Below are 12,787 nucleotides of genomic sequence, written 5' to 3'. Positions count from 1 at the left end.
GGATGAGCGGTCGCGGGGGCGACAAAATATGGGGCTGGAAAAGTTGCTGTATTTGCGGGGAGTTGGAGCAGAATTTACTGATTGTTTTGGCCAAAATATCCATATTTCCGAGGTAGACAGGCAAGGTATCTTGACCTGTATGTTACAGGAAAAAAACAGCGTGGCAGGGACTGCCATTGATGCTCCTGCTACAGAAGCGTTATCGAGTGATGCTGGGCTGACCTGTGTCGATACGGTATTGACCGAAGCACTGATCGCGTCGCAAATTGATTTACTGGATGCCCGTCCTTGGACTCAGGTGCTACCTGAATTCCATTGGTGTTTTGTGGATGAACCTTGGATAAGCCTTTGTTTACCGGAAACCTACACCTCAGATCTGAGTGTGGCGATTGAATGCGAACAGGGTGAGTCTATTGTATTCGATGTGCCTTTCTCGGCGCTTAAGTCCATTGGCGATTACCGCATTGAACAAACGCTTTATCTACACTATCGCCTTGATCTTACGCAACTGGGATTCGCACGCCTCGATTTAGCTGAGGCCAAGACCCAAGCTTTCCCTGACAACTTAATGCCCGCCGAGACTGAAGCGGTGAATTTAGCGTCCTATTTCCTGAGCAGCCAAGAGTTTACTAACAACCCTGCCTTAATCAAAAACCAAGACTCATTTGCGCATGCAGCCGACAAAAATGCGAGTGATTTCTCTGTGTTAGGTTTGGGCTTTCATCGCATAGCCTTAAGCTTAAAACATGCCCTATCGACAAGTGCACAAGCGGCAAGCTCTGCGCTAGAGAGCAGTGTGACGGCTGAAGCTGATACCAGCACTTTGTTCTCTGGCACCTTAATGGTGGCGCCGCGGGCCGCCTACCAAGGCGTACTCACGGCTGTCGCCCAAGGTAAACGCCATAAACCTTGGGGGATCAGCGTTCAACTTTACAGTTTGCGCAGCGAGAGCCAATGGGGCATTGGCGACTTTGGTGATTTAGAACAACTGATCGGGCTGGTGGCGGCGCAGGGCGCGGATTTTATTCAACTCAATCCCTTGCATGCCCTCGATATCGCGGCGCCAGAGCATCCGAGTCCTTATAGTCCGTGCGATCGCCGCAGACTTAATCCTCTTTATATTCAATTACAAAGCGTTCCTGAATACCAAGCTCTTGCCACTGAATTTTCAAGCGCTACTTGGGTAGAGGCTATCGCCTTACTGAATCGTGATAATTGGCTCGATTATCCTAAAGTGAGCGAGCTGAAATACCGTGCCTTTGAGCAGTTATATCGCGTTTTTTGTGACACGCATCTGGCGAACGACACGCCCAGAGCGCAAAGATTCCATGAGTTTGTGCGTGAGCAGGGCAGTGCGCTACAAGAGTTTGCTCAAGCGGAATATTTACGTAGTCCTAAAGCGTTTGTGCAAGAGGAAGGTTTCTATCTTTACCTGCAATTTGTGGCTGAAAAGCAGTTACACCTCTGTCAGCTAAAAGCTAAAGAGGTTGGGATGGGGCTGGGATTGATCCGTGATTTGGCCGTCGGTGCAGCGCTGCAGGGCAGTGAAGTACAGGCTAATGCCGAGCAGTTTTGTTTGAATGCCAGCATAGGTGCACCGCCCGATCCCTTTGCACCCCAAGGACAAAATTGGGGCTTAACGCCACTCGATCCTGTGAAGTTAAAACAACATCATTTCAGCCATTTTATCGCCTTGATCCGCGCCAATATGGAAAGCTGTGGCGCCTTGCGTATCGATCATGTGATGGGCTTACTGCGACTCTGGTGGTGGCCGCTGGATAAGCAACTCGGTCACGGTGCCTATGTGTATTATCCCGTCGAAACCTTGCTTGCCATCGTTTGCCTTGAGAGCCAACGTGCTCGCTGTGTGGTGATTGGTGAAGATTTAGGACTGGTGCCACCTGACATTATTCATCGTCTCTACACTTCTGGCATTTATTCCAACGAGTTGTTCTATTTCTGCAAAGACCATCAAGGCTTTAAATCACCGGATCAATATAAGTCTCAAAGCTTAATGATGCTGGCGAATCACGATGTGCCGACTTTAGTCGCTTGGTGGTGTGGCAGCGATTTACACCTGCGTCGGCAGTTATCTCTGTTTGAAACTGACGAGCAGCTAGGCGAGGCGCTTGCTGGGCGTGAACATGAAAAGCAGCAACTGATTTCACTGTTAGTCGCTCAAGGTCTGTTAGCCGATGTGACGATAGCCGAACTCGATATTCAAACCTTGCTCACGGCTTGGATGACCTTAGGAGCTCGCGGTAATAGTGCGCTATACAGCGTGCAACTGTGCGATTTATTAGCCGATCGCCATGCGGTGAACATTCCTGGTACTTGGCTCGAATATCCAAATTGGCAGCGTCGCCTGCCGCTGAATTTAACGCAAGTGTCGACTTCGCCAGAGATACTGCAGCGATTACAAAATATCGCTGTGGCGAGACAGCTACCGAGCTAAATCTAGCACCAGCGAAAGGCTGCCTAAGTCGCACCACATTATGCCATCCCTAAAGATTAGATTATTAGGGGGTGTTATGTGGGTAAAGAGTGCCAATTTGCAAGTTTAATTGACTGATAAACGGAAGAAAAATGATGACTCAAGCCAATGCCTATTTCTACGATGGTGCCGACGTCGCCTTACTTAATGGTCAATACACTGATGTTTTTTCGCTCTTAGGTATGCACAGTGCCAACGAGGGTAAGGCATTAATTGTTCGTTGTTTTTTTCGCAATGCCCTCAATGTGGATGTGATCAGCATTAAAGATGGCCGCAAAGTGGCGAGTCTGGACAAAGTCAACGAGCAGGGACTGTTCGCCGGCACTCTGGGACGACGCGTCAAGCCGTTTCTCTACTTGCTACGGGTGGAATATCCCCTGTGTCAGTTAGATATAGTCGACCCTTATCAGTTTGATTCACTGCTCAATAGTGACGATATTTACCTGTTTGGTGAAGGCAGCGCCGAGCGAGCCTATGAATTTTTAGGTGCCAACTGGCGTCAAACCCAAGGCGTTGAAGGTGTGCATTTTTGTGTGTGGGCACCCAATGCTAAGCGGGTTTCTGTGGTGGGAGATTTTAACCATTGGGACGATACTCGCCATGTGATGCGCCAACATATTGCCAATGGTTTATGGGAGCTATTTTTACCCAATGTGGCTGAAGGTGCACACTATAAGTTTGATTTGGTTTATCAAAATGGTGAGCGCCATACTAAATCCGATCCCATGGCAACCCAAATGGAATGCGCGCCCCACAATGCTTCTATCGTGCCCAAAAAAGCCCACCATAGCTGGAATGATACCGCTTGGATGAGTAAGCGAGCGGCGACTGCTTGGCATAAAGCGCCCATGTCGGCCTACGAAGTGCACTTAGGTTCGTGGCGTCGTAAGGGAGAGCAAGGCGAGCAATATCTTGATTATCAAGACTTGATTGAACAGCTTATTCCCTATGTGAAGGAGCAAGGCTTTACCCACATCGAACTGATGCCGATCAGCGAGTTTCCCTTTGATGGTTCGTGGGGATATCAGCCTGTGGGTCTCTATGCGCCTACCCACAGATTTGGTGATGCCAATGGGTTAAAGGCCTTTGTGGATGCCTGCCATCAGGCGGGGATTGGTATTATCCTCGATTGGGTGTCGGCGCATTTCCCTAAGGATCCCCACGGCTTAGTGCGTTTCGATGGCACATGTCTGTATGAGCATGAAGATCCTCGCAAGGGTACACATCCCGATTGGGATACCCTAATTTATAACTATGATCGCGGTGAAGTGCGCAGCTTCTTGTTGAGTAATGCCTGTTACTGGCTGCGGGAGTTCCACTTTGATGGCCTGCGTCTCGATGCCGTGTCTTCTATGTTGTATCTCGATTACAGCCGCGAGCCGGGCCAATGGCTGCCTAATGCCTATGGTGGACGGGAGAATCTCGAGGCCATCAGTTTCTTACAAATTTTGAATCAACGCTTGTACCAAGCTTTCCCCGGCATTTGCATGATTGCCGAAGAGTCCACCGCTTTTGCGGGGGTGACTAAGCCGACGGATCAGCAAGGTCTCGGCTTTGGTTTTAAGTGGAATATGGGCTGGATGAACGACAGCTTAAGCTACTTAGGCCGTGACCCGCTTTACCGCCAATTCCACCATCATCAATTGACCTTCAGTTTAATGTACGCCTATACCGAGCAATTTATGTTGTCCGTGAGTCACGATGAAGTGGTCCATGGCAAGGGGTCGTTGCTGCATAAAATTCCTGGTGATGATTGGCAGAAATTTGCAACTCTGCGTGCCTATTACGGTTTTATGTGGGGACACCCAGGTAAGAAATTACTCTTTATGGGCTGCGAGTTTGGTCAGCGAAATGAGTGGAACCATAACCAGAGTTTAGATTGGCACTTATTGGCTTACGAGCCGCACCAAGGCGTCCAGCGTTGGCTTAAAGATCTCAATCACTTATATCAAAAAATGCCAGCCTTATCGGTTCAAGATTACGAGGGCGCAGGATTTAGTTGGCTAGATTGTGAGAATAGCCGCGACAGCATTTTTACCTTTGTGCGTTACGGTTTAGCAGGTGATGCGCCGTTAGTGTTTGTCATCAACATGACGCCTCAATTGCACACTGGGTTCCGTATTGGTTTGCCTTTGGCGGGGGATTACCGCGAATATCTTAATAGCGATAGCCAGATATATGGTGGCAGTAACCAAGGTAATGCGGGCACTGTCGTTGCTGAGCCGCTGCCGTGGCAGGGGATGGCGCAGAGCGCGCTGATCACTGTGCCGCCCTTGGGCTGCCTAGTGATAGGGCCTGCAACTGGATTGGCTGAGGCGAACTAGCATGCAAAAGCCCACGGCTGATGATATTAAGCTCAACCCTGACGCTAAAAACTACCCATTTCAAAGCGAAAAATGGGCGTTAGGAGTAGGTGAGCCTTTTCCGCTCGGTGCTAATGTTGAGGGCGATGGCGTCAACTTTGCGTTATTTTCAGCTAACGCCACAGCGGTCGAGTTATGTTTATTTGATGACAATGGCGAGCAAGAAGTCGCGCGTATTGCGTTAACTGAACAAACCCAGCAAATCTGGCATGTGTTTGTGCAAGGGCTTAAGGCGGGGCAACTCTACGGTTATCGCGTTTATGGCTCCTATGAGCCTCAGCTTGGTCACAGATTTAACCCCAATAAATTATTGCTCGACCCCTATGCGCGCCAGCTCGTCGGTGAATATCGCGACCATGAGTCTAACTATGGTTACGAGCTGAACCACATGGATGAAGACTTATCTTTCAGCAAGTTAGATAACGCTGCCTATGTGCCAAAATGCAAGGTCGTGGACATTCGTCCATTAATCGAGATAGCTGCCAAGCAGTCGATTCAGCCCCTTGCGTCGAGGTTTCAGCCCAAACCCCTAGAGCGCAGCATCATTTATGAGATGCACGTTAAAGGCTTTACGGCGGCGCATCCTGAGATTGAACCCCATAAACGTGCCACCTTTGCGGGCTTAGCGACTCAGCCTGCTATCGATTATTTGGCCGAACTTGGGGTGACGTGTGTCGAGTTACTTCCCGTACAGGCCTTTTTCACTGAGCCATTTTTGCTCGAGAAAAAGCTCACTAACTATTGGGGTTACAACAGTATCGGCTTTTTTGCCCCTGAGCCGAGTTATCTGTCATCCGACGATATTGGTGAGTTTCGGGCCATGGTGGATGCACTTCACGGCGCAGGTATCGAAGTGATCCTCGATGTGGTCTATAACCACAGCGCCGAGGGGAGTCGCCTTGGGCCTACCTTTAGTTTTCGTGGCATAGATAATCTCAGTTATTACCGTCTGCATCCGAACGATAAGCGTTTTTACATTAATGATACGGGTTGCGGAAACACTTTAAATATCAATCATCCACGCATGTTACAGCTAGTGCTGGATTCGCTGCGTTATTGGGTAGAAATCATGGGCGTCGATGGGTTTCGCTTCGACTTGGCGGCTTGCTTAGGTCGCGAGGCCTATGGTTTTGATCCCGGCTCAGGTTTCTTCGATGCGCTGTTGCAAGACCCTGTTTTGTGCCGAGTGAAATTAATTGCTGAGCCTTGGGATATCGGCCCCGGTGGTTATCAATTGGGCAATTTCCCCGTGGCTTTTAGTGAATGGAACGACAGATATAGAGACACTATGCGCCGCTTTTGGCGCGGCGATCACAGCATGTTGCCCGAATTTGCTCGGCGTTTTCACGGCTCGGGGGATTTTTTTGAGCACAGTGGCCGTCCACCTGCGACTAGTCTTAATTTTTTAACCAGTCACGACGGTTTTACCCTTAAAGACTTAGTGAGTTATACCCAGCGCCATAACTTGGCAAATGGGGAGGATAACCGCGATGGTCACCAAGAAAACTTTAGCCATCATTATGGGATTGAAGGGGAAACCGAAGATAGCTCAATTCTGGCACTTCGCAGTCGTCAACAACGTAACTTATTGACTACGCTATTTTTATCTCAAGGTGTGCCTATGTTGTTGAGCGGTGATGAGACGGGCCGCACTCAGCAAGGCAACAATAATGCCTATTGCCAAGACAATGAACTGAACTGGTTTGATTGGTCGGCAAAGGGCATGGACACTGAGCTGTTGGCCTTTACTCAACAGCTTATTGCCCTGCGGAAACGTTTCCCGCTGTTATGTGCTAAGCGCTTCATTCACGAACAGTTATTGGCTGAATCCTTAGCCGATATTGGTACTCGATTAGATTGGTTTAGTCGCCAAGGTGAACAAATGACCAAGAGCTTGTGGACCGAATCTATGTGCCGCAGTTTGTCTGTGGTGCTTTCCGGTGATTTAGAAGATCAAGGCAAGCAGCAAGCTTTGCTGTTGATGGTTAATGCCGACGACAATCCTCTCGCTTTTACCCTGCCGACTTTCGAGCACTTGAGTCCGTGGCAATGCCTTATTCATACCCAAACTGAGCCGCTGGATGTTCAGATCTCTGCGACGCGATACTTACTGCAAGATCGTAGTCTCATGCTTTTTCATGCTGATTTTATAGGAAATGAAGGAATTAACTATGAGTGACAAAAGCGAGCTGAGCCCCAATACCAGCGAAAAACCAGTAACACTAGCTCAGTCAAAAGCAGCGAGCAAGAAGGCGCCCGCTAAGCGTCAGACTAAGTCTAAAGCCGCTGAGCCTTGTGAACCCTGCGATGCTTTGCCCGCTTCCTTTGAGCGCCATTTACGTTATGGACTCAGCCGTGGCGAAGGCGTGAGCTGCGAATTATTTCAAGCGTTAGCATACAGCGTGAAAGAACAGATGCTAGATAATTGGCGTCAGACTCGAGTGGATGACAGCCATTTTAAGCGCAAGCAAGTGGCGTATTTATCCCTCGAATTTTTGATGGGCCGGGCGCTAGGTAATGCACTACTGAGTTTAGATTTGCAACAAGATAGCCGTGATGCCTTGAGCAACTATGCGGTATCGTTAGAAGAGTTAGAAGAGGCCGAACATGATGCTGGTTTAGGCAACGGCGGCCTAGGTCGATTAGCCGCGTGTTTCCTCGATAGCTGCGCCAGCATGGACTTATCCGTGACAGGCTATGGCATACGTTACGAATATGGCATGTTCGCCCAGAAGATAGTCGACGGTTACCAAGTTGAACGCCCTGACCGTTGGTTGCGCGAAGGCAATCCGTGGGAAGTGCGCGTGCCGACCCACAACGTGACTGTGCCGTTTTTTGGCCACACAGAATCCTATGTCGATAAACAGGGTCGCAGGCACATTATTTGGGTTGAAACCCAAGATGTGCTCGCCGTCGCCTATGATATGCCAGTTCCCGGTTATCGTAATGGACGGGTAAATACCCTGAGATTGTGGAAGGCCGAAGCGACCGATGACTTTGATTTAGCTGAGTTTAACCAAGGCGACTACACAGAAGCCGTGGCCCGTAAAAACTTGGCCGAGCAGATCACTATGGTGCTCTATCCCAATGATGCGAGCGAGAACGGCAAAGAGCTGCGATTACGTCAGCAATACTTTTTATCCTCCGCCAGTTTGCAAGATTTGCTAAAACGTTGGGTGAGTCGTCATGGTCATGATTTTACGCAGTTTGCCGCTAAAAATGTCATGCAGTTGAATGACACTCACCCTAGCATTGCCGTGCCTGAGTTAATGCGGTTATTGATCGACGAATACGGTTTGGAATGGGACAGTGCGTGGGCGATCACCAGTCAGACCATGGCTTACACTAACCATACCCTGTTGCCCGAAGCACTAGAGCGTTGGCCCGTGCGTATGATGGCGCAAATGTTGCCACGCATCTTAGAAATCATTTATGAAATCAACGCCCGTTACTTAGATATAGTCGCCCACCATTGGCCTGGAAATAGTGAGAAATTGGCGAGTATGTCAATTATTCAAGATGGTCCACATCCCCATGTACGTATGGCGTATTTGGCGATTGTGGCGAGTTTCTCGGTCAACGGTGTCGCGGGTTTACACACGCAACTACTCAAATCTGGGTTGTTTAAGGATTTCTATGAGTTGTGGCCGCATAAGTTTAATAACCGTACCAATGGTGTGACGCCAAGGCGTTGGCTTGCCCATTGTAACCCTGCCTTAGCTAAGTTACTGACCGCCCATTTAGGTCAAGAATGGGTGACAGACTTAAGCCAGTTAACGGCGCTCAATGCCCTCACACAGGACAATGCGTTTATCCAAAAATGGCGTGATGTGAAGCAAGCCAACAAGGTTTTGCTGGCTAAGATGATTGTTAAGGAATGTGGGGTTGAGTTCGATCCGGCTATGCTGTTTGACGTGCAAGTGAAGCGTATTCACGAATATAAACGTCAGTTACTCAACATATTGCATGTGATTCATCTCTATCATCAGATCCAGCAAGGCCACACCGAAAACATGGTGCCACGTTGTGTATTGATCGGCGGTAAAGCGGCGCCCGGTTACTTTATGGCTAAGTTGATCATCAAGCTCGCCAGCAATGTCGCCCACATGGTCAATTCCGATCCTTTGGTGACGCCTTACCTACGTTTTGCTTTCTTACCCAATTACAACGTCAGCGCCATGGAAAAAATCTGCCCAGGAACGGATTTGTCCGAGCAAATTTCGACCGCGGGTAAAGAAGCATCGGGCACGGGCAATATGAAGTTCATGATGAACGGCGCCCTGACGATTGGCACTATGGATGGCGCCAATATCGAGATGTTAGAGGAAGTGGGTTCAGAGAACTTCTTCCTGTTTGGACTCAATGCGGAGCAGGTCTCGCAGGTACGTAACCACTATCATCCGCGTAGCATTATTGACGATTCACCGGCGTTATCTGAGGTGATGAAGTTACTCAAAAGTGGTCACTTCAATCTGCTGGAGCCGGGGATTTTCGATCCCATTATTGCCGCCATCGAAAGTAGCGACGATCAATGGATGACGGCCGCCGACTTTGACAGTTATCGAGTCGTGCAAGAAGCCGTGGCGCGGGCCTATAAAGATCCGCAGGTGTGGACGCAGATGAGTATTCGCAATACCGCCGCCAGCGGACGTTTTTCGAGTGATGTGACGATCGCGGGTTATCGCGATGAAATTTGGAAACTGTAAGGGCTGGGCTCTGGGTTATAAGTCTCTTGTTATAGCTGACTAGTATAGAAGGTTAAGTGTTTGAAAGGAATGCAGTAATCAATGGAAGGAATGGGGAATGCAAGTGAGGAATACTCAGGGGAGTACGGCAGTGTCTGCCGTATCAATAAGCCATTTATGGGCAATCAGTTTGCCGATTTCGGAGTAAGAGCCTATGTCTAATGTTCGTTATATCAGTAATTTAACTCGTGAAACCTATGCGTTGATTTTAGCTGGTGGGCGCGGGTCTCGCTTGCATGAACTCACGGATTGGCGTGCTAAACCTGCACTGTATTTCGGTGGTAAGTTTCGTATTATCGATTTCCCGCTCTCAAATTGTATCAACTCGGGTATTCGTCGCGTGGGTGTGGTCACACAGTACAAGTCGCATTCCTTGATCCGCCATGTGATGCGCGGTTGGGGCCATTTTAAGAAGGAGCTGGGCGAGTCGGTGGAGATTTTACCCGCTTCACAACGCTATTCGGAAAACTGGTACCAAGGCACGGCCGATGCGGTATTTCAAAATATCGATATCATTCGCCACGAGCTGCCTAAATACGTGATGGTGTTGTCTGGCGATCACGTGTATCGCATGGATTATGCTGGGTTATTAGCCGCCCATGCCGAGTCGGGTGCAGATATGACAGTCTCTTGTCTTGAAGTGCCGATTGCCGAAGCTGCGGGTTCGTTTGGGGTGATGGAAGTCGATGAAGAGATGCGCATTTTAGGCTTTGAAGAAAAGCCGCTGCAACCTAAGCATTCTCCGGGTAATCCTGAAATGTGTTTAGCATCTATGGGCAACTATGTGTTTAACACAGAGTTTTTGTTTGACCAGCTCAAGAAAGATGCCTTAAATGAAAGCTCAGATCGGGATTTTGGTAAGGATATTATTCCTGCGATCATCGAAAAACATAATGTGTTTGCCTATCCCTTTAAGAGTGCTTTCCCAAATGAGCAAGCCTATTGGCGCGATGTGGGTACGCTAGATTCTTTCTGGCAAGCGAATATGGAACTGTTATCGCCTACGCCAGCACTGAATTTGTACGATGCGAAATGGCCAATTTGGACTTTCCAAGAACAATTACCACCCGCTAAATTTGTGTTTGATGACGATGACCGACGCGGTATGGCGCTGGACTCGATTGTTTCGGGCGGTTGTATTATTTCGGGGGCGACAGTGCGCCGTAGCGTATTGTTTAACGAGGTACGCGTTTGTTCTTATTCGTTGGTTGAAGATTCAGTAGTGCTACCCGATGTAGTCGTGCTGCGCCATTGCAAAATCAAGAATGCGATACTTGACCGTGGCTGCATTATTCCCGAAGGCATGGTAATAGGTTATAACCATGATCACGACAGAGCCAAAGGCTTTAGGGTGTCCGAAAAAGGCGTGACTTTAGTGACCCGTGACATGCTAGGTTTGCCTGTAGGCTATGAATAGTGCTTTGATCATTAAAGTAAATTGATCATTAAAGTAAAAATGGCTTAGGTATAGGCAGCTTAATAAAAGCTGCACAGTTGAAGTAGCGGGAGTATCCAATTAATTGAAACAACGCATTTTGATGGTCGCGGCTGAAAACGGTGCCCTTGCGGGCGCCAAGGTTGGCGGTATGGCGGATGTCATCCGTGATTTACCCGCCGCTCTGGCGGGTGTTGATTTGTGCGCCGATGTGATCATGCCAAGCTATGGCTTTTTGACTGCGGTAGCGAATCAACCCCAAGATCTGGGTGAGTTAACTGTGGCCTTTGGTGGTCGATTGGAGCGGGTGCATTTGTTTTCCATGCCCCATCCCCATGTGCCAGAGGCGATTATTTATTTGCTCGAACATGCATTATGGCAATCCGTACCTGGGCAGATTTATAGCCAAGGCAGTGTCGAGCGTCCTTTCGCCGACGATGCGACTAAGTTTGCTTTCCTTTGCGCGAGCGTCGCGACAGCATTAGTTACTAGCCGAGTGCCTATGCCGGCTGTGCTGCATTTACATGACTGGCATGCGGGGTGCTTAGCCATGTTAAGAGCATTCGTGCCTGAGTTCAGTGTTCTCAAAGAAATTGAGTGTGTGTTCTCTATCCACAATCTTGCACTACAGGGGATACGTCCCTTAAGCCAAGACTCATCCTCCTTTGCGGCTTGGTTTCCCGAGCTGTTTGCCACTTTGACGCTGGGGCAAAAACAGTTAATTACTGATCCCCGTTATCCCTACTGTGTTAACCCTATGCGCATGGGCATAGTGTTAAGCGACAAAGTGCATTTAGTCTCACCCAGTTATGCCAAGGAAGTGTTGCAGCCCTCCAGACCCGAAGCGGGATTTTTTGGTGGTGAAGGGTTAGAGCAAGACTTACAGGCCAAGGCCAATGATGACAAAGTGGTGGGGATTTTAAATGGCTGTGTATATTCGTCAGTATCGGATTTACCCGCTAAGCCACCTGCGCGTATTCAAGTACCCGAGTTCAAGCAATTGCTCAGTGCGATTGAAACTGCGTTAGTGCAATGGCAGGGGCATCAAACGCAAGTGAGTGGCGTGGACATGATTGCTTTTGCCCGCACTCAAGCCCATTGGCGTCAAGCGATGGCGGAGCAAGTACCGAGTCTGTTATTGACTTCGGTGGGCCGCTTGACCGATCAAAAAGTCTTACTGCTGCGCCATCAATTGCCCTCGGGTTTATCTGTGCTTGAAACCTTACTTAACGCGTTGAAGCAGACAAAACCGACGGCACTGCTGATTTTACTCGGCAGTGGCGATGCATCGATTGCTAAGTCTTTCCAAGCGTTAGGGGCTAAATACGATAACCTATTATTTTTGCAAGGATACAACGAGGCGTTATCCGAAGCACTGTATCAGCATGGCGATCTATTTTTGATGCCAAGCTCCTTTGAGCCCTGTGGCATCAGTCAAATGTTGGCCATGCGCGCGGGACAGCCATGCTTAGTGCATAGTGTAGGCGGTTTAAAGGATACCGTTGAGGATGGCGTTAATGGTTTTGCTTTTAACGGCAATAGCTTAAATGAGCAGGCCGAAGCGTTTCTGCAAAGGTTGGTGCAAGCCATTGCTTGTTTCGAGGGGAAAACATGGCCACATGTGCGTGCTGCGGCCATGGCACAGCGTTTTGACTGGCATTCTATTGCAGAGCAATATCGTCAACAACTCTATTGCAAAATGTAATGTGGTAAGTCCAAAGTGTGATGCGGCAAAAGGAATTAACGCATG

6 protein-coding genes are annotated in these 12,787 nt (G+C 48.9%); all 6 read left to right on the top strand.

Annotated elements, in window-relative coordinates:
* Positions 1 to 28 precede the first annotated feature (28 nt).
* The 6 genes from malQ to L5M11_RS20190 all read left to right on the top strand — a co-directional run bounded on the left by malQ (position 29) and on the right by L5M11_RS20190 (position 12,742).
* The gene (gene malQ / locus L5M11_RS20215) at positions 29 to 2,455 is read left to right on the top strand and encodes a 4-alpha-glucanotransferase (RefSeq protein ID WP_263193076.1); all 2,427 of its coding nucleotides are present in this window, start codon (positions 29 to 31) and stop codon (positions 2,453 to 2,455) included.
* A gap of 131 nt (positions 2,456 to 2,586) precedes the next feature.
* Positions 2,587 to 4,818, top strand: coding sequence for a 1,4-alpha-glucan branching protein GlgB (glgB, locus tag L5M11_RS20210; RefSeq protein ID WP_263193074.1), 2,232 nt, complete (start codon positions 2,587 to 2,589; stop codon positions 4,816 to 4,818).
* A gap of 1 nt (position 4,819) precedes the next feature.
* On the top strand, positions 4,820 to 7,036 hold the full coding sequence (glgX, locus tag L5M11_RS20205; protein ID WP_263193073.1) for a glycogen debranching protein GlgX: 2,217 nt from the start codon (positions 4,820 to 4,822) through the stop codon (positions 7,034 to 7,036).
* Complete coding sequence (locus tag L5M11_RS20200; RefSeq protein WP_263193072.1) at positions 7,029 to 9,563, top strand: glycogen/starch/alpha-glucan phosphorylase; 2,535 nt, start codon at positions 7,029 to 7,031, stop codon at positions 9,561 to 9,563. Before glgX ends, L5M11_RS20200 begins: the two co-directional genes overlap by 8 nt.
* A 193-nt stretch (positions 9,564 to 9,756) precedes the next feature.
* Positions 9,757 to 11,019: a glucose-1-phosphate adenylyltransferase gene (glgC, locus tag L5M11_RS20195; protein WP_006085131.1), complete on the top strand. Its 1,263-nt coding sequence runs from the start codon at positions 9,757 to 9,759 to the stop codon at positions 11,017 to 11,019.
* A 103-nt stretch (positions 11,020 to 11,122) separates the two neighbouring features.
* Positions 11,123 to 12,742: a glycogen synthase gene (locus L5M11_RS20190; protein ID WP_263193071.1), complete on the top strand. Its 1,620-nt coding sequence runs from the start codon at positions 11,123 to 11,125 to the stop codon at positions 12,740 to 12,742.
* The last annotated feature ends 45 nt before the right edge of the window (positions 12,743 to 12,787 follow it).

Origin of the sequence: Shewanella sp. SM87 (assembly GCF_025653705.1) — a bacterium.
GTDB classification, from domain to species: Bacteria; Pseudomonadota; Gammaproteobacteria; order Enterobacterales; family Shewanellaceae; genus Shewanella; species Shewanella oncorhynchi.
Note: the sequence above shows the minus strand (reverse complement) of the source record. Positions and strands in the feature narration are given on the sequence as shown.